The following is an 18,293-nucleotide window of genomic DNA, read 5'->3' as shown; positions in this document are numbered from 1 at the left end:
GGTCGGACCGACCGGCGTCCCAGTGGCGCGGCAGCCGCGCCCGCGTGCCCTGCGACTACGACCGCTGGATGCGCTGACTGGGCAGCAGGCCCTTCTCCATCCGGCCGCGTACGTCGGCGCGCAGCACCAGCAGGAAGCCCCAGACCACGCCGAACACCACGCCTATGACGCCGATGGACACGTGGATGAACGCGCCGAGCAGGACGAGCACCTGGAGCCCGAGGTTGAACGGCAGCGCCCAGGACCGCCGCTGCACCCCCGCCCCGAGGAACATCACCACCGCGAGAACCACGAGGTAGGTGCCGGACAGCCAGGTCACCCCGCCGCCGACGTCGGCGACCACCGGCAGCGCCAGCAGCACCACGATCGCCTCGAGCACCAACGTTCCCGCCATCACCCCGCGGAAACCCTTCCACGGGTCGGTCGCGGGCGCGGGTACCGATTGCTCGCCTCGGTCGGCCGGTTCGCTCATGCTGTGCCCTCCTCGGCATCCGCCGGGCTCTCGGGGTGTCCGGCGTTCGTGCGGCGGTTCTCGACGAGCGCGGACCCGCCGTGGTCACCTGTGCCGCCGTCGGTGAGCCCGGCACTCACGCCGGGTCCTTCCCGAACAGCGCGCGGGCCGCCCCGGCCGTGACCACCGACCCCGTCACCACCACTCCCGCGCCGGAGACCATCTCGCCCGCCTCGCCCACCTCTTCGGCGATCGCGATGGCGGTCTCCAGCGCGTCGGGCAGGGTGGCGGCGGAGACCACGCGCTCGTCGCCGAACCGCTGCACCGCGAGGTCGGCGAGGGTCTCCACGTCCAGCGCGCGAGGCGAACCGTTGCTGGTGACGACGATCTCGTCGAACACCGGCTCCAGGGCGGCGAGGATGCCCTCGGCGTCCTTGTCACCGAGCACCGCGACCACGCCGACCAGCTTGCGGAAGTCGAACTCCTCGGTCAGCGTCGCGGCCAGCGCTCGCGCGCCCGCCGGATTGTGCGCGGCGTCGATGAAGATGGTCGGCGCGCTGCGCATACGCTCCAGCCGCCCGGGGCTGGTGACGCTCGCGAAACCGGCGCGCACGGCGTCGATGTCCAGTTTGCGCTGCGCGCCCGCGCCGAAGAACGCCTCCACCGCCGCGAGCGCGAGCACCGCGTTGCGCGCTTGGTGCTCGCCGTGCAGCGGCAGGAAGATCTCGTCGTACACCCCGCCCAGGCCCTGCAATTCGAGTTGCTGCCCGCCCACCGCGATCTGCCGGGCGAGCACGCGGAACTCGGCGCCCTCACGCGCGACCGCGGCGTCCACCGCCACGGCACGGCGCAGCAGCACCTCCATCGCCTCGGGGTCCTGCTCCGCGATCACCGCGACGTTGTCGTGCGGTACCAGGCTCTCGGGTGCCCGCTTGATGATCCCGGCCTTCTCCCCCGCGATCGAGGTCAGATCCGGGCCGAGGTAGTCGGTGTGATCCAAGCCGATCGGTGTGATCACCGCGACCTGCCCGTCGACGACGTTCGTGGCGTCCCAGGTGCCGCCCATCCCCGTCTCGACGACCGCGACGTCGACCGGCGCCTCGGCGAAGGCCGCGAAGGCCATGCCGGTGAGCACCTCGAACTTGCTCATCGCAGGCCCCCCCGCGGCCGCCGACTGCTTGTCGATCATCTCGACGAAAGGCAGCAGTTCGCGGTAGAGCTCCACGTACCGGGCCGGGGTGATCGGCGCGTTGTCGATGCTGATGCGCTCGGTGGCCAGTTGCAGATGGGGGCTGGTGATCCGGCCGGTGCGCCGATGCAGCGCGGTGAGCAGCGCGTCGATCATCCTGGTCACCGAGGTCTTGCCATTGGTGCCCGCGATGTGGATCGCCGGGTAGTTCTGCTGCGGCGAACCGAGCAGGTCCATCAGCGTGGCGATCCTGGTGAGCGACGGCTCGATCTTGGTCTCCGGCCAGCGCCGGTCGAGTTCGGCCTCGACCAGCGCCATCTCGGCCAGTTCCACCGGCGACGGGCCGGAGCCGAGTCGCGCTCCGCCGCCACGGCGCTCGTCGTCGCCGTATTGCGGTTCCGGCTCGTGGTTCACTTGCCGCTCAACTCCGCCAGTCGCGCCCCGATGCGTGCCACCTCGTCGGAGGCGACCTGCTGCCTGCCGCGGATCTTGTCGACCACGTGCTCGGGCGCCTTCGCCAGGAACGCCTCGTTGCCGAGCTTGGCCGCGGTGCTCTGCAATTCCTTCTGCGCGGCGGCCAGATCCTTCTCGAGCCTGCGGCGTTCGGCGTCCAGGTCGACCGCGCCCGAGGTGTCCAGCTCCACGGTGACCGTCCCCGCGCTCAGGCGGACCTCCACCGACGCGGTCGCGGCGAAGTCGGCGCCGGGCTCGGTCAGCCGCGCCAGGTTCGCCACCGACGCCGCCTGCTCGCCGAGCCCCGCCTCGTCCACGCCGATCAGCTGGGCCGCGACCTTCTGCTTGTCGGCCAGGCCCTGGTCGCTGCGGAACCGCCGGATCTCCGTGATCAACCGCTGGGTGTCCGAGACGCGTTGCGCCGCTTCCTGATCCGCCGGCACCCCGGAGGCCTGCGGCCACGGCGCGATCACCACCGAAGCACCGCCGGTCAGCGCCTGCCACAACGATTCGGTGACGAACGGGATGACCGGGTGCAGCAGGCGCAGCACGGCGTCGAGCACCGACCCGAGCACCAGCTGGGTGGCCTCGGCGCGGGCGCCGTCGGCGGCGAACTGCACCTTGGCCAGCTCCAGGTACCAATCGCACAGCTCGTCCCAGGCGAAGTGGTAGAGCGCCTCGCACGCCTTGCCGAACTCGTAGGCGTCGAACGCGGCGTCCGCTTCGGCGCGCACCGCGTCCAGCCGGTCCAGGATCCAGCGGTCGGCGTCGGTGAGCTGCGCCCGATCGGGCAGATCGCCCACCCGCGCGCCGTTCATCAGCGCGAACTTGGTCGCGTTGAACAGCTTCGTCACGAAGCTACGCGAGGCGAGCACGTGCGGCTCGCCGACCGACAGGTCACCGCCGGGCTGCGCGCCGCGCGCGAGGGTGAACCGGGTGGCGTCGGCGCCGAAGGTGTTGATCCAGTCCAGCGGGTCGATGCCGTTGCCGCGCGATTTGGACATCTTCTTGCCGAACTGGTCGCGGATCAGGCCGTGCAGGAACACGTCCTTGAACGGCACCTGCCGCTCGCCGCTCTTGCCCGCGGTCAGCGCGGCGTCCTCGGCGACGTAGGTGCCGAACATCATCATCCGCGCCACCCAGAAGAACAGGATGTCGTAGCCGGTGACGAGCACGCTGGTGGGATAGAACTTCTCCAGTTCGGCGGTGGCGTGCGGCCAGCCCATCGTGGAGAACGGCCACAGGCCGGAGGAGAACCAGGTGTCGAGCACGTCCGGGTCCTGCACCCAGCCCTCGGGCGCCTGCTCGTCCGGCCCGACGCAGACCACTTCGCCCTCGGGTCCGTACCAGATCGGGATGCGGTGGCCCCACCACAGCTGACGCGAGATGCACCAGTCGTGCATGTCGTCGACCCAGCCGAACCAGCGCGGCTCCTGGCTCTTGGGGTGGATCACGGTGTCGCCGCTGCGCACGGCGTCACCGGCCGCCTTGGCCAGCGACTCGACCTTCACCCACCACTGCATGGACAGGCGCGGCTCGATCGGCTCGCCGGTGCGCTCGGAGTGCCCGACACTGTGCAGGTACGGCCGCTTCTCGGCGACCACCCGGCCCTCCCGCGCGAGCCGCTCACGCACCTTGACGCGCGCCTCGAACCGGTCCATGCCGTCGAATTCGGTTCCGGTGCCGGTGATCCGGCCGCGCTCGTCCATGATCGTCGGCATCGGCAGGCCGTGCCGCAGACCCATCTCGAAGTCGTTGGGGTCGTGCGCCGGTGTGATCTTCACCGCGCCCGAGCCGAATTCGGGATCGACGTAGTCGTCGGCGATGATCGGGATCTGCCGCCCGGTGATCGGATGTTCCAGGGTGGTGCCGATCAGGGCCCGGTACCGCGGGTCCTCCGGATGCACGGCCACCGCCGTGTCGCCGAGCATGGTCTCCACCCGGGTGGTGGCCACGACGACGTGCGGCCGGTCGTCGTCCAGCGACCCGTAGCGCAGCGAGACCAGCTCGCCTTCCACGTCCTCGTACTTGACCTCGATGTCGGAGATGGCGGTGCGCAGCTCCGGCGACCAGTTCACCAGCCGCTCCGCGCGGTAGATCAGGCCCGCGTCGTAGAGCCGCTTGAACATGGTCTGCACGGCGCGCGAGAGGCCCTCGTCCATGGTGAAGCGGTCCCGGCTCCAGTCCACGCCGTCGCCGAGCGCGCGCATCTGCCACTGGATGGCGCCGCCGGACTCCCGCTTCCAGTCCCAGACCTTCTGCACGAACAGTTCGCGGCCGAAGTCTTCCTTGGTCTTGCCGTCCACCGCGAGCTGCTTCTCCACCACGGTCTGGGTGGCGATGCCCGCGTGGTCCATCCCGGGCAGCCACAGCACCTCGTAGCCCTGCATGCGCTTGCGGCGCGACAGCGTGTCCATCAGGGTGTGGTCGAGCGCGTGGCCCATATGCAGGGTGCCGGTGACGTTCGGCGGCGGCAGCACGATCGAGTAGGCCGGCTTGCCGCTGCCCGGGTCGGCGGTGAAATAGCCCGCGGCTACCCAGCGCTCGTACATCTCGGCCTCCACCTCGCTGGGAGTCCAGCTCTTGGGGAGGGCATCGGCACGATTACGCGTGTTGTCAGGGGCTGCGCTGGTCACCCCGCGATTCTAGAGCGCTTCGATCCGCCGACTTCGGGTCGGTCGGCCCGGTCACCGCTCCCGCGGATCCGCCGGTCGGCGCCACGCCGGAAATCGGAGGCATATCCGCCTGGCGAGTGGCGCTCGATACGAACCGTACGGAGCCGCATTACGTGACGGAGACAAGGGAAGGCGGAGTCTTCGGTGGATGAGGGACACCGAACACTCCGCCTATGTCAGTAGCTTACCGGCGATCCGAGGCCGGGCCTGGAATCCATAAGTAATTCTCAGCTTCCGCGTTTCGTACCTCGATATTCCCCCTCAACGGGCGAGCACGGCGACGTCGGCCGACACCAAGTCGCCGTTGATCGCGATCGCCGCGGTGGAGCCCGCCCCGGCGGCGGAGATCACCTGCGCTGCCGGATTAGCGACGTTGCCCGCGGCCCAGACACCCGGCACGCTGGTGCGCCCCGTCGCGTCGGTCACCACCCAGCCGTCGGCGTCGAACACGCAGCCGAGCCCGACCAGCACGTCGTCGTTGGCACGGAAGGTCGGCGTGACGAACATCGCCGTCCTCGGCACCGCTCGCCCGTCGGCCAGTTCCACACCGCGCAGCCGGTCGTCCACCGCGAACCGGGCCACCTCGCCCTCGATCAGCCGGACCCCGCGCGCCTCCAGGCGAGCGCGATCACTCTCGGACAGGGGCATCGCGTTCGGGAAGAAGACGACGTCGTCCGACCACTGCGGCAGCAGCAGCGCCAGATGCACCGCGCGGGCCAGGGCGCCGGATTCCGCACCGCCCAGCACCCCGATCGGCTGGTCCCGGACCTCGTAACCGTGGCAGTAGGGGCAGTGCAGCACGTCACGGCCCCAGCGCTCCCGCACTCCGGGCAACTCCGGGAGTTCGTCGCGCAGTCCGGTGGCCACGAGCACGCGGCGAGTCCGCAACGCCCCGCCGCCGCGCAGCCGCAGCGTGTAGTCCGACTCCGCCGTCCGTTCCGCGCCGACGACGACGTCATCGATCAGTTCCGCGCCGTAGCTCGTGACCTCGGCGGCCCCGGTCGCCAGCAGCTCGGCCGGCGGCATCCCGTCCCGGGACAGGAACCCGTGCATGTGCTCGGCCGGGGCGTTGCGCGGCGCACCGCCGCTGACCACCGCGACTCGCCGCCGCGCGCGGGCCAGGACCAGCGCCCCGGACAGCCCCGCCGCACCGCCACCCACGATCACTACGTCGTATGTCTCGCTCATTCGCGATCACCTCCACGGACACCGTGCCGTCCCCGTCCCGATTCAGCAACTAAAATTGCCAAATCAGGGAAATCGGAGTGCACTGGGGACATGTCCACACCACCGGCCGTCACCCAGGCCCTCGCCGACATTGGCCCACGGCTGAAAGCGCTGCGCACCCGCCGCAACGTCACGCTCACCGCGCTGGCGGAGAGCACCGGAATCTCCAAGAGCACGCTCTCGCGGCTGGAGTCCGGCCAGCGAAAAGCCAGTCTGGAACTGCTGCTGCCGATCGCGATGGCCCACCAGGTTCCGCTGGACGAACTGGTGGCCGCGCCCAAGATCGCCGATCCCCGGGTCCACTCCACGGCACGAAAGCTGAACGGAATCACCATCCTTCCGCTCACCCGGCAGCCGGGACCGCTACAGGCGTTCAAGATCGTCATTCCGCCCGAGCGCTGCGACCCCGACCCGAAGGTGCACGAGGGTTTCGAGTGGCTCTACGTGCTTTCCGGACGACTGCGGCTGATACTCGGCGAGCACGATCTGGTGCTCGGCCCCGGCGAGGCCGCGGAATTCGACACGCGCCAACCGCATTGGTTCGGCAGCGCGGGCCGGGGCCCGGTGGAAATCCTGAGCCTTTTCGGGTCGCAGGGTGAACGAATGCATCTGCGCGCACGGTCGGCGGGTCGCAAACCGGGGTGATCACACTGTCTGAAATGTCCGATATTGCCGAAACAGTGAAAACGAAGGACCCTGGAGAGGGTGAATACCCCAGGCGTCCCACCTCCGGTGAATCCCCAAGAAAAACCAGGGTTTTCCCGGTTGCCGAACACGTGTCGGCTGCGGACGCTGGGAGAGGTGAACCCCCCGCTGGAATCCGTGCCCGCGTACGCTCCCGAACCTCGGCTGCCGATCCTGGTCCCGGACGCGCTGCACGATCTGCGCGGTCGCGCGATCGCGGAGATCCGGTACCCCGCCGCGGCGGCGCTGATCGTCGCGGGCGTTCCCGGCGCGGGCAAGAGCACCGCGCTGCGCAAGTTCTTCGGCGCCGATGCCGCGGCCACCGCGCCGTCGCGCAGCGCCGCCGGGGTACTGGTGCTCGACTCGATGCAGGCACGCAATCGCTGGCGGCCCAAGCTGTGGTGGCTGCCCTACCTGTTGTGGCGCCCGCTGGTGCATGCCGCGCACTTCCTGGCCATTCGTACCGCGCTGCGCGAGGTCACCGGCCCGGTCGTCATTCACGACTGCGCCACGTTCCGCTGGGCGCGCACCCTGATCGAGCACTGGGCCGCGGATCGCGAACTGCACCTGCTCATGGTCGACGTGCCCGCGGCGGTGGCGCGCGCAGGCCAGCACAGCCGTGGCAGGCGGATCAACCATGTGGCGTTCCGGCTGCACGTGCGGCGCTGGCGGCGGCTGATGCGCGCGGTGTCGACGGAGCATCGCTCGGCCGCCCGCGCGTCACGGTCGGTGGTCATCGTCGACCGCGCGACCGTGAACCACCTGCGCTGCGTGACTTTCGCCTGACCTGCGCCGATCAGGGCACCAGAACGGTCAGCGCCGCGGGGACCGCCCGGACGGTGATCGGCAGGATGCCCGCAGGTTCGCCGTCGGCGGTGGCGGGCGCGCCGGCCGCGGTGAGCGTGACCGCGGCGGCGCGGAACTGCTTGACCTCCGGATGATCCTGGCGTTTGCCCGCGGACAACGCCGGCAGCAGGCGCAGCATCTCCCCGCGCGACAACGCGCCGACCACGGTCAGATCCAGTAGGCCATCGTCCATGAGCGCGTCCGGGCAGATCAGCATGCCCCCGCCGTAGGTGCGCGTGTTGCCGACCGCGACCATGACCGCCTCGGTCTCCAGCACGGAGCCCGCGCCGGGGTTGGTCAGCCCGTCGGTCACCGCGTCCACCAGTTCGACCCGGTAGGGCACCGTGAAGCGCCCGGAGATCTCGGCCAGTGCGGCGGCGGTGTAGCGCAGTCTGCCTCTCGGCCAGCGCATCTCGTTGGCGCGCAGAGTGACCCGCGCGTCGAATCCGGTACCGGCCACCGTGGCGAACCACATCGGCGGCACGGACGACTCGATCCGGCCGAGATCGATCGTCCTGGTCCGCCCGCGCAACACCAGCGCGGCGGCGGCGACCGGATCGTCGGTCGGCACCCCGAGTTCCCTGGCCAGATCGTTGCCGGTGCCCGCGGGGATCATGCCGAGCGGAACCCCGGTCTCCGCGACGGCCGGAAGGGTCACGTTGACCAGCCCGTCGCCGCCGATGCAGACCACGGCGTCGGGTGCCGCGCCCGCGACCGAATCCCGCACCTGGCGAACCGTTTCGGCGGCCGAGGGAGCGCACACCTCGGTGACCTCGGCGCCGCCCGCGCGCAGGCGGGCGATGGCGGCGGTCGCCGCATCGCTTCCCTTGCCGTGCCGGGACCGCGGATTGGTCACCACCGTGACTTTGCGCACCGGTGAATAGTCTTTCACGGCACCAGCTTTCCGGGATTCAGGATGCCGGCCGGGTCGAGTTCGGCCTTCACCGCCCGCAGGACACGCACGCCGAGGTCACCCACTTCGTCCGGGACCCAGGGACGGTGATCGGTGCCCACCGCGTGGTGGTGGGTGATGGTGCCGCCCGCCGCGACGATGGCGTCACCCGCGGCGCGCTTGGCGGCCTGCCACTGGGCCAGCGGGTCGTCCAACTGTTTGGCCACCACCGTGAAGTACAGCGACGCGCCGGTCGGATAGGTGTGCGAGATGTGACACATGATCAGGGGCGGCGTCCCCTGCGCCGCCAGCGATTCGGTCAGCGCCGCGGTCACCTTCGCCTTCAGCGCGCTCAGATTCGACCAGGTGGTGGCGGTCTCCAGCGTTTCACAGAGCACACCGACGTCCAAGAGCGCGTCGCGCAGGTACGGCGCGGCGAAACGACCGTGCTCCCACTCCCGGGCCGGCGTCTCCCCCAGGGCCGAGCCGCCCGCCGCGGCCAGCACGGCACCCGCTTCGGCGCTGCGCGCGGTGACATGCGCCGCGCTGCCCTCATAGGTGGTGACGGCCAGGCACCCTGCCACCGGGTTGCCGCCGATATCGCCGGAGCGGGCGAGATTGATTCCGGTCTCCGCCTCGTCGGAGAGCCGGAGCACCGTCGGCGCCGCGCCCGCCTGCACCACCGCACGCAACGCGGCGGCGCCGGTGGCGAAATCCGGGAACGACCATGCCTGGTAGGCAACGGTTTCCGGCACCGGGTGCACCCGCAGGGTGACCTCGGTGATCACACCGAGCGTTCCCTCCGATCCGACGAACAGCTCGCGCAGGTCCGGCCCTGCGGCCGAAGCGGGGGCGCGCCCGAGTTCGAGCGTGCCACCTGGCGTGGCGATCCTCAGCCGCTGCACCATGTCGTCGAAGCGGCCGTAGCCCGCCGAGGCCTGGCCGGACGATCGCGTCGCCGCGAAGCCGCCGATGGTGGCGAACTCGAAACTCTGCGGGAAGTGGCCGAGGGACAGTCCGTGCGCGCCGAGCAGTTCCTCCGCGCGCGGACCGGTGAGACCGGCGCCGAGCGTGGCGGTGCCGCTGATCGGGTCGATCTCGGTGACCCGGTCGAGCCTGCGCAGATCCAGGGCGATCACGGTGTCGAATCGACCGCGCACGGGATCGACGCCGCCGACGACGCTGGTGCCGCCGCCGAACGGAACCACCGCGACGGCGTGCCGCGCGCAGTAGGCGAGCACGGCGAGAACCTCGTCGTGGTCGGCGGGGAAGACGACGGCGTCCGGCGCGTCCTGCGGCCCCTCGGCCCGGCGGCGCAGCAGATCGGGTGTGCTCTTGCCCCCGGCGTGCCACAGCCGATCGCGGTGGTCGGCCGACACGTTCTCCGCACCGACCACCTCGACCAACCCGGCTCGCCGCGCGGGCGTCAACGCCGATTCGCGCAGTGGCACGTCGCCCTCATCGCGGCGCGCCACCGGATTGCCGGACACTCCGAACACCTGCGTCAGCAGACCACGGATCCGCTCCGAAAGTGGCTGGTGCCCAGCCGGGATACCCCAGGCATCCCAGACCATACTCGCGGCCGGCCCGGCCGGGCCGGTCTTCGCCGACGGAGCCGGATCGCCGTCGGTCTGCTGCTGCGTGTCCACCATGCGTTACAGTTTGACATAGACTGTCAAGCAGTAACGCACGCTCGGACCTCGCCGACGATTCGCCGTCGGCCGACCTACCCCCGGTGGTGATTTTTGACCGCTCCCGACGAGACCGCCCTCTCGGCGACCGACCTGGCGATTCTCGACGCCGCCCGCGCCTGCGTGGAGGAGTTCGGCGTGCGTCGCACCACGCTCACCGAGGTGGCGCGCCGGGCGGGCGTCAGCAGGCCGACCGTCTACCGCCGCTGGCCGGATACCGGTGCGCTGGTGGCCGAACTGCTGGTCCGCGAACTGCGCGGCATCGTGGCGGCCACCATGCCGTCCGCGGGCAGCGCACGCGTCAGGCTGGTCGAGGGCGTGGTCGCCGGAGCGGCGATGATCCGGTCGAATCCGTTGTTCGGCAAGATCTTCCGCACCGACACCGATCTCATGCTCACCTACGTCTTCGGCAGGCTGGGGCGCAACCAGCGCGCGCTGATCGAGCTGTTCGCCGCGGGCATCCGCGACGGGCAGCGGGACGGTTCCATCCGCGCGGGCGATCCGGAGCGGATGGCCACGATGCTGCTGCTGATCGCCCAGTCCGCGGTGCAGTCCGCGGGCACCGTCGCGCCGCTGCTGGCGGGTGAGCACCTCGACACCGAACTCCGTCGCGCCATCGACGGGTATCTCGACGACCACGCCCGCGAGGCGGTCGAAGACTCCACCCGAAAGCGACCGTGATGAGTACGCGTCAGCCCGGTTCCGACGCATCCGAAAGGCATTGTGATGACTATTGATTCGGGGCAAACCGGAGATTCCGCGTTGAACGCCGCGCGCCGCGCCGCGGATCTGTCCCGGCTCGGCGACGGCGCCGAGATCGACGTCCTGGTGATCGGCGGAGGCGTCACCGGCGCGGGCGCCGCCTTGGACGCCGCCGCCCGCGGACTGCGCACCGTGCTGGTCGAGCGCCACGACCTGGCCTTCGGCACCAGCCGCTGGAGTTCCAAGCTGGTGCACGGCGGCCTGCGCTATCTGGCGAGCGGCCGGGTCGGCATCGCCCACGAGAGCGCGGTGGAACGCGGCATCCTCATGCGCACCACGGCGCCGCATCTGGTGCGCCCGCTGCCCCAACTGGTGCCGCTGCTGCCGAATGTCGGTGCGGCGCAAGCGGCGCTGGTGCGCGCCGGTTTCCTGGCCGGTGATCTGCTGCGGCGGGGCGCGGGCACCCCCGCGGCGATCCTGCCCCGTTCCCGGCGCGTCGCCGCGGCGGAGGCCGTGCGGCTGGCGCCCACCGTACGCCGTGCGGACCTGCGCGGCGGCCTCCAGGCATGGGACGGGCAGCTGGTCGACGACGCGCGCCTGGTCGTCGCGCTGGCCCGCACCGCGGCGGCCCACGGCGCGCGGATCCTGACCCGCGTCGAAGCGAGCGAGGTGACCGGGAATTCGGCGACCCTACGCGACACCCGCACCGGCGAGACCCTCACGGTGCGGCCGCGCACCGTGGTGAACGCCACCGGCGTCTGGGCGGACCAGGTGGATCCGAGCATCCGGTTGCGCCCGAGCCGCGGCACCCATCTGGTGTTCTCCGCCGCGTCCTTCGGCGGCCTCACCGCGGCGCTGACCGTCCCGGTGCCCGGCAGCGTCGGCCGCTTCGTCTTCGCCTTTCCCGCCGCGCACGGCCGGGTGTATCTGGGCTTGACCGACGAGGACGCGCCGGGCCCGGTACCCGACGAGCCGAAGCCCACCGACGACGAGATCGGTTTCCTGCTCGACACCATCAATCCCGCCCTGCGTGAGCCGTTGTCCCGCGACGATATTCGCGGCTCGTATGCCGGATTGCGTCCCCTGTTGCAGACCGCCGACGACAGCACGGCCGACATCTCCCGCAAGCACGCCGTGCTGCGTTCCCCGACCGGGATCATCACCATCGTCGGGGGCAAGCTCACCACCTACCGGAAGATGGCCGAGGACGTGATCGACGCGGCGGTCGCGCACGGCGACCTCGCCGCGGGACCGTGCCGCACCCGGCGGCTGCCGCTGGTGGGTGCGGTCTCCGGCGCGGCGCGCGACCGCATCGACGCCCCGCCGGTGCTGATCGAGCGCTACGGCAGTGAGGCGGCCACCGTGCTGGCCGCGACGCGCCGCGATCCGTCGCTCGCCGAGCCGGTGGCGCCCGGCATCGACGTGCTCGGCGCCGAATTCGCGTTCGCGGTCTCCCACGAGGGGGCGCTCGAGGCCGGCGATCTGCTGGATCGGCGCACGCGCGTCGGCCTGATCGACGAGGACAGGGCCGCCGCGTCGGCCGCGGCCGCGCGCGCTGTCGCCTGACGGCCCAGCGGGCTCAGTCCATCGACCAGTCGGACAGCTCCGCGCGCATGCACGCGCGCGGCCAGCGGTCGAGGCCGTGTGCCTGTTCGGCGGCACGCACGGCTACCAACCCCGGGGTCTCCTCGTCCGCCGACAGATACCGGAAGCCGAGCCGCCGGTAGTACGGGCCGTTCCACGGCACCTCGGTGAACGTGGTCAACGTCATCGCGGGCAGCGCCGCGGCGGCGGCCCATCGGGCTGCCCGGTCGATCAACCGCTTGCCGATCCGGCGTCCCGCGTGGTCCGGGTGCACCGAGACCTGCTCGATATGCGCGTTTCCATCGATCACGCCCGCGACCAGGTAGCCGATCGGCAGGTCGTCCTCGGTCCAGACCCAGGCCCGTCCGGCTCGCTGAAACTCGCGCAACGCGGCCATCGAAGGAGGTTCGTCGTCGGCCACGGCCGTCATCCCGATCTCCGCGAACGGTGCGCCCGCCGCGCGCTCGATCTCTTGCAGCACGATGAGGTCTTCGGTTGTCACGGCCCGGATCATCGGCCCATTGTGACCCGGCAACCGCGGCGCGGACCAGCGAATTTCACTCCGCCCGCGTGGCGAGGATGCCGTTGAGCAGCACTTGCACGGCCCAGGCCGCACGCGCGTCCCCCTCGCCCGACAACAAGGCCTCCCGCATGGCCACGACGGTCGGATAACGGTCGGCGGGCAACTCGGCGAAGCGCCGCTCGATCGCCGCGAGGTACTCCTGCTCGGTGCCGCCGCCGGTATTGTGCGCGCTCTGTTCGGCCGCCGACGCGGTGATGTGCAGAAAGAGCAGGTCCACCGCCCATGACGCGGTCCGATCGTCCAGTCCCGCCTCGATGAGCGAGCCGAGCATCAGTTCCATCAGCCGTAACGCGTTCGGACTGCTCGGAATCACCCCGAGCGCGACCAGCGCCAGCCCTTCGTGCCTGCTCATCGCCGCCACCATGGCGTCGGCCAGCGCGGTGAGCCGTTCCCGCCAGCCTGCCCCGGCGGGTTCCGGCACGGAACCGAGGACGTGGTCGAGCATGGCGGCCATCAGATCGTCGCGGTTGGCGACGTACACGTACAGCGAGGCGGCGCCGGTATCCAGGTCCTGCGCCACCCGGCGCATGGTGAGCGCCGCCGCCCCATACCGGTCCAGGACACGCAGGCCGGTCTCGACGATCACCTCGCGACTCAGCGGAGCTTTGGCCGGGCGGGCCCGGCGGCTGACGGCTGCTGCGCTCATCAGCCGAGCATAACCAGGGACGAACGCCGTTCGGGTGACCGGCGCAGGTCCGCCACGGCAAACCATGTCGGGCCCGGTTCACCACGGGCCGGCTTCTCCGCAACCGCCACGACCCTGATGGCCGTGATCGTGCGCGGCCTCTGCCCGGGGTGCCACAAGCGGCCCAGCCGTAATCCCGACTCCGACTCCTCGGCGAACCGGAGCCGCCACGGCATCGTCGTTATCGTGACGGCCATCCGACGTGACGGCGCAAGCGCCCACCGGTGAGCAGCCCGGTTTCCCATGGACGCAGCTTCTCGGCGCGACGACGCCCACAACAAGTTCGCCGACGACTCGAACCGCGGACGCGCGGCGAACCCTTGGGCGTTTCGAGCATCTTCGCGTTATGACTCACGACATAGTCATGATTCTCTGGGTATGAACCGCCGCCGACTGCGGAAAAGACCACAACGCGCAGCTCACAGCCCCCCGGCGACGGCGGCAGGGACCGCGCGCGAGAACGCACGCGACAGAATGCGATTCGGCCGCCGGGCGGCGCGGCGGACCATATCCGCCTTCCGCTTCGCGATGCTCGCAGACCCCGGTCGGCCGTCGCCGACGCTCTATGCTGGCTTCGGTATGCCGGTAGTGCGCCGGGAAGGAGGGCGCGGGTGCGCAGTAAACCGTCCACCGTGGGAGTCGCACCGGGCGACGGGCTCGTCGCCCGCTTCGGCGCGGTCGTCGCCTACCTCGGGCCCGAAACGACCTCCACGGACCGAATACTCGGCACCATCGAAGCCGTGGCCGAAGGGGAGCATCCCGGCGCCGCACTGGCGCAACGCTTGGCCGCGGTGATCTTCGGCAGCACGGTGCGGCCGCCGCCGTTCGGGGTGGTCGCGCCGACCGGCGACGGCATGCTCATCCTGTTGCGCGGATCGGTGACCGCGGAAATCCAAGGCGCCGAGGGCACCCGCCTGCTCCACGGCGGCCGTGCGTTCACCTGGGTGGACGAGATCGTGCGCGAACCGGTGCGCCGCATCACGATCGGCGCGGACACCGGCACGCCGCCGACCGCGCTGCCGCGCACGGACTTGCGCGCCGGCGTGGTTCCCGGCGGCGGCTTCGTCTTACAGGCCGCGGTGCGACGCGCCGGGAAGGCCGACGAGCCGCGCACGTCCGCGCCCTCAGCGCAGGCCGAGCCCGAGCCGACGGCGGCGGCCGGTTTCGCGGCGACACCCGAACCCACGGGTGCCGCCGACGCCGTCGCGCAGGCGGCGCCGACCGGCATGGACGCGGCGCCGACCGTCCGTCCGGCCGAGTCGGCCAGGCCCCTCGCCAAGCCACGACCGCCCCGGCCCGCCACGGATCGACCGTTCGCGTGGTCCCAGGTGCAGCCCGCGCACGAATCGGTCGCCTTGCGCAATCCGCTCGAGTACAGCGGAACGCGAACTCCGCACCCCGCCGCGTCGTCCGGCGAGGCCGCCGTCGGCGCGCTGGTCACCGAGGAGGGCGCGGCCTACCCGCTGAACCGCGCCTACGTGATCGGGCGCGGACCGCAGGTGGACGAATCGGTCCGCGCCGCCACCGCCACCCCGATCGTCATCCAGCGCGACCGCCACGTCTCGCGCGTGCACGCCTATGTATCGGTCGACGGCGGCAAGGTGTACGTCCGGGACGCCGCCGCGACCTCCGGCACCTTCATCGCCGGGCCCGGCACCGACCAGTGGACCCGGATCAGCACCGCCCCGACCGAACTCCCGCCGGGCTGGCGCGTCCGCATCAGCGAACGAGTCCTCACCTACCGCGGCGACGAGCAGCGCACGGGCGCGACGGATATCGCCGGAGCGCGCCGCCGCTCCTGACCGCCGAATCCGGCACCGGCAGGCAGACCCCGATCCGCACCGCCACGACCGAACTCCCGCCGGGCCCGCGCGTTCGCATCAGCGAACGAGTTCTCACCCACCCCGGCGACGAGCAGCGCACAGGCGCGAGGGATAACGCTGGCACAGCCCGGCCCGACGTGCGCCGACAACGGCCCCGGCACGACCGACCCCATCGGGCCCGGCGATCACCAAGGTCGACAAGTGTCAGGGCGGCAACGGCACCACCCCCATCTCGCCGCTCCGGCGCGGCGGGCGGCGTCACGGTATGCCACGGCTCGGGTGTGGCGCAGGCCGGTCAGACGGCCCCCGCCCGGTTCGGGCCGCGCGGAGAGGAGAATGGCGTCATGCACCGAAACGGACCGAAGCGGGACATCGATGAGTCCGAGCTGACGGTGACACCGCCCGAAGAGCAGGCCGCGGGTGTCACCGCCGTGACGGTGGCGCTGAAGCGCTCGGTCGAGGAGATGGGTGTCATCCGGACCGCCCGCACCCTGGCGCGGGTCAATCAGGTACACGGCTTCGACTGCCCCGGCTGCGCGTGGCCGGAGCCGACCGGTCACCGCAGGCCCGCCGAGTTCTGCGAGAACGGCGCGAAGGCAGTCGCCGAGGAAGCCACGCTGCGCACGGTGACTCCGGAGTTCTTCGCGACCCACTCCCTCGCTGAACTGAGCGAGAAGTCCGGGTACTGGCTCGGGCAGCAGGGCAGGCTGACCCACCCGATGGTGCTGCGGCCCGGCGACACCCACTACTCCCCCATCGCGTGGGACGAGGCCTACCGGTTGATCGCGGACACCCTGCGCGGCCTCGACTCGCCCGACGAGGCGGTGTTCTACACCTCCGGCCGCACCAGCAACGAGACCGCGTTCCTCTACCAGCTGCTGGTGCGCAGCTACGGCACCAACAACCTGCCGGACTGCTCCAACATGTGCCACGAGTCCTCCGGCGCCGCGCTGACCGGCTCGATCGGGATCGGGAAGGGCTCGGTCTCCATCGACGATTTCGCCAAGGCCGATCTGATCGTCGTCGCGGGACAGAATCCGGGCACCAACCATCCGCGCATGCTCAGCGCGCTCGCCGCCGCCAAGGCCGAGGGCGCTCGGATCATCGCGGTGAATCCGCTGCCGGAGACCGGGCTGCTCGGGTTCCGGGACCCGCAGACGGTCAAGGGCGTCACCACCGGCGTGCCGATCGCCGACGACTTCCTGCAGATCCGCCTCGGCGGCGATATGGCCCTGTTCCAGGCGCTCGGCCGACTACTGCTGGAAGCCGAGGATCGCGCGCCGGGCACGGTCGTCGACCGCGAGTTCGTCGATGCCCACTGCGCGGGCTACGCCGAGTACGAAAAGCACGTGCGCGCGGTCGATCTGGCCACCGTGCTGGAGGCCACCGGCCTGAGCCGGGCCGAACTCGAGCGCACCGCCGAGGCGTTCGCTCGCTCCCGCAACATCATCCTGTGCTGGGCGATGGGCCTGACCCAGCAGACCCACGCCGTGGCCACCATCGAGGAGGCCATCAACCTGCTACTGCTGCGCGGCATGATCGGCAAGCCGGGTGCGGGCGTGTGCCCGGTGCGCGGCCACTCCAACGTGCAAGGCGACCGCACCATGGGCATCTGGGAGAAGATGCCCGAGGCCTTCCTCGACGCCCTCGATCGCGAGTTCGGCATCACCAGCCCGCGCGAGCACGGCCTCGACACCGTCGCGGCCATCCGCGCCATGCGCGACGGACGCGCAAAGGTCTTCTTCGGCATGGGCGGCAACTTCGTCTCCGCCACCCCCGACACCGCCGTGACCGAGGCCGCGCTGCGCGGCTGCGCGCTCACCGTGCAGGTGTCCACCAAACTCAACCGCAGCCATATCGTGCACGGCCGCACCGCCCTCATCCTGCCCACCCTCGGCCGCACCGATCTCGACCTCGCCCCGGACGGCACCAAACGGCAGGTCTCGGTGGAGGATTCGATGTCGATGGTGCACCTGTCCACCGGACGGCTGAAGCCGGTCGGCGAGCAGCTGCGCAGCGAAGTCGCCATCGTCTGCGAACTCGCCCAAGCGCTTTTCGGCGTCGATCACACGGTGCCGTGGGCGCGCTTCGCCCGCGACTACGACAGCGTCCGCGACGCCATCGCCCGTGTCGTGCCCGGCTGCTCCGACTACAACTCGAAAGTCCGCGAGCGCAACGGATTCCAGCTCCCCCATCCGCCGCGCGATGCCCGCGAATTCCGCACCGCCACCGGTAAGGCGAACTTCGCCGTCAACGAACTGACCTGGCTGCCGGTCCCGGCGGGCAGGCTGATCCTGCAAACCCTGCGCAGCCATGACCAGTACAACACCACCATCTACGGCCTCGACGACCGATACCGCGGCATCCACCACGGCCGCAAGGTGGTGCTCGTCCACCCCGACGACATCGCCGCGTTCGGCTTCCGCGACGGCGATCCGGTCGACATCGTCTCCGAATGGACCGACGGCACCGAACGCCGCGTCGAGAACTTCCGCCTCGTCTCCTACCCGACCCCGCGCGGCAACGCCGCCGCCTACTATCCCGAAACCAACCCGCTGGTGCCGCTCGACCACGTCGCGAAACGGTCGAACACCCCCGTCTCCAAAGCGGTCACCATCCGGCTCGAAGCCCGCCCGGCATGAGCGGTCAGGCCCGGAGGCGGCAGCGCAGCGTAACCACGCAGGGCCCCGCCCATGCCGACAACGAACACAGCATGAGCGGTCAGGCCCGGAGGCGGCAGCGCAGCGTAACCACGCAGGGCCCCGCCCATGCCGACAACGAACACAGCATGAGCGGTCAGGCCCGGAG

Annotated in this window: 15 protein-coding genes; 6 read left to right on the top strand and 9 right to left on the bottom strand. The window is 71.0% G+C overall.

All coding sequences use genetic code 11. The features are described from left to right. Nucleotides 1–55: 55 nt before the first annotated feature. The 5 genes from ACZ6DL_RS14970 to ACZ6DL_RS14950 form a co-directional block, all read right to left on the bottom strand. Complete coding sequence (locus ACZ6DL_RS14970) at nucleotides 56–472, bottom strand: DUF4233 domain-containing protein (protein WP_466051429.1); 417 nt, start codon at nucleotides 470–472, stop codon at nucleotides 56–58. After that, nucleotides 469–591: a hypothetical protein gene (locus ACZ6DL_RS14965; protein WP_466051427.1), complete on the bottom strand. Its 123-nt coding sequence runs from the start codon at nucleotides 589–591 to the stop codon at nucleotides 469–471. The genes ACZ6DL_RS14970 and ACZ6DL_RS14965 overlap by 4 nt, the downstream gene beginning before the upstream one ends. Then, nucleotides 588–1,973 (bottom strand): bifunctional tetrahydrofolate synthase/dihydrofolate synthase, encoded by a 1,386-nt coding sequence (gene folC / locus ACZ6DL_RS14960; protein ID WP_466051985.1) that lies wholly within the window; start codon nucleotides 1,971–1,973, stop codon nucleotides 588–590. Before folC ends, ACZ6DL_RS14965 begins: the two co-directional genes overlap by 4 nt. A gap of 77 nt (nucleotides 1,974–2,050) precedes the next feature. Beyond that, nucleotides 2,051–4,729 (bottom strand): valine--tRNA ligase, encoded by a 2,679-nt coding sequence (locus ACZ6DL_RS14955; RefSeq protein ID WP_466051425.1) that lies wholly within the window; start codon nucleotides 4,727–4,729, stop codon nucleotides 2,051–2,053. Nucleotides 4,730–5,029: 300 nt separating this feature from the next. Next, the gene (locus ACZ6DL_RS14950; RefSeq protein ID WP_466051423.1) at nucleotides 5,030–5,956 is read right to left on the bottom strand and encodes an NAD(P)/FAD-dependent oxidoreductase; all 927 of its coding nucleotides are present in this window, start codon (nucleotides 5,954–5,956) and stop codon (nucleotides 5,030–5,032) included. A gap of 90 nt (nucleotides 5,957–6,046) precedes the next feature. On the opposite strand from ACZ6DL_RS14950, the gene ACZ6DL_RS14945 reads away from it, so the two are divergent. Together ACZ6DL_RS14945 and ACZ6DL_RS14940 are read left to right on the top strand one after the other, a co-directional pair. After that, a complete protein-coding gene (locus ACZ6DL_RS14945; RefSeq protein ID WP_466051421.1) occupies nucleotides 6,047–6,640 on the top strand; it encodes a helix-turn-helix domain-containing protein in 594 nt (197 codons plus the stop codon). 156 nt (nucleotides 6,641–6,796) lie between these two features. Then, complete coding sequence (locus ACZ6DL_RS14940; protein WP_466051419.1) at nucleotides 6,797–7,465, top strand: AAA family ATPase; 669 nt, start codon at nucleotides 6,797–6,799, stop codon at nucleotides 7,463–7,465. Nucleotides 7,466–7,475: 10 nt separating this feature from the next. Here ACZ6DL_RS14940 and ACZ6DL_RS14935 read toward each other — a convergent pair whose 3' ends face one another. Next, the gene (locus ACZ6DL_RS14935) at nucleotides 7,476–8,417 is read right to left on the bottom strand and encodes a YegS/Rv2252/BmrU family lipid kinase (protein ID WP_466051417.1); all 942 of its coding nucleotides are present in this window, start codon (nucleotides 8,415–8,417) and stop codon (nucleotides 7,476–7,478) included. Further along, entirely contained in the window at nucleotides 8,414–9,991 is a 1,578-nt protein-coding gene (locus ACZ6DL_RS14930; RefSeq protein ID WP_466051983.1) for an FAD-binding oxidoreductase, read from the bottom strand. The genes ACZ6DL_RS14935 and ACZ6DL_RS14930 overlap by 4 nt, the downstream gene beginning before the upstream one ends. A 171-nt stretch (nucleotides 9,992–10,162) precedes the next feature. On the opposite strand from ACZ6DL_RS14930, the gene ACZ6DL_RS14925 reads away from it, so the two are divergent. Further along, entirely contained in the window at nucleotides 10,163–10,789 is a 627-nt protein-coding gene (locus tag ACZ6DL_RS14925) for a TetR/AcrR family transcriptional regulator (protein WP_466051416.1), read from the top strand. Between the two features lie 45 nt (nucleotides 10,790–10,834). Further along, nucleotides 10,835–12,376 (top strand): glycerol-3-phosphate dehydrogenase/oxidase, encoded by a 1,542-nt coding sequence (locus ACZ6DL_RS14920; RefSeq protein WP_466051414.1) that lies wholly within the window; start codon nucleotides 10,835–10,837, stop codon nucleotides 12,374–12,376. 13 nt (nucleotides 12,377–12,389) lie between these two features. Here the strand turns inward: ACZ6DL_RS14920 and ACZ6DL_RS14915 are convergent, their stop codons facing one another. Together ACZ6DL_RS14915 and ACZ6DL_RS14910 are read right to left on the bottom strand one after the other, a co-directional pair. Further along, complete coding sequence (locus ACZ6DL_RS14915; protein ID WP_466051412.1) at nucleotides 12,390–12,896, bottom strand: GNAT family N-acetyltransferase; 507 nt, start codon at nucleotides 12,894–12,896, stop codon at nucleotides 12,390–12,392. Nucleotides 12,897–12,951: 55 nt separating this feature from the next. Next, complete coding sequence (locus ACZ6DL_RS14910; protein ID WP_466051410.1) at nucleotides 12,952–13,623, bottom strand: TetR/AcrR family transcriptional regulator; 672 nt, start codon at nucleotides 13,621–13,623, stop codon at nucleotides 12,952–12,954. A 650-nt stretch (nucleotides 13,624–14,273) separates the two neighbouring features. On the opposite strand from ACZ6DL_RS14910, the gene ACZ6DL_RS14905 reads away from it, so the two are divergent. Together ACZ6DL_RS14905 and ACZ6DL_RS14900 are read left to right on the top strand one after the other, a co-directional pair. Then, nucleotides 14,274–15,464, top strand: coding sequence for an FHA domain-containing protein (locus tag ACZ6DL_RS14905; protein WP_466051409.1), 1,191 nt, complete (start codon nucleotides 14,274–14,276; stop codon nucleotides 15,462–15,464). Nucleotides 15,465–15,829: 365 nt separating this feature from the next. Then, the gene (locus tag ACZ6DL_RS14900) at nucleotides 15,830–18,127 is read left to right on the top strand and encodes an FdhF/YdeP family oxidoreductase (protein WP_466051407.1); all 2,298 of its coding nucleotides are present in this window, start codon (nucleotides 15,830–15,832) and stop codon (nucleotides 18,125–18,127) included. Nucleotides 18,128–18,293 lie beyond the last annotated feature (166 nt).

It is taken from the genome of Nocardia sp. NPDC041819 (genome assembly GCF_055590505.1).
The sequence above is the reverse complement of the archived record's forward strand: the minus strand, read 5'-3'. Positions and strand labels throughout refer to the sequence as shown.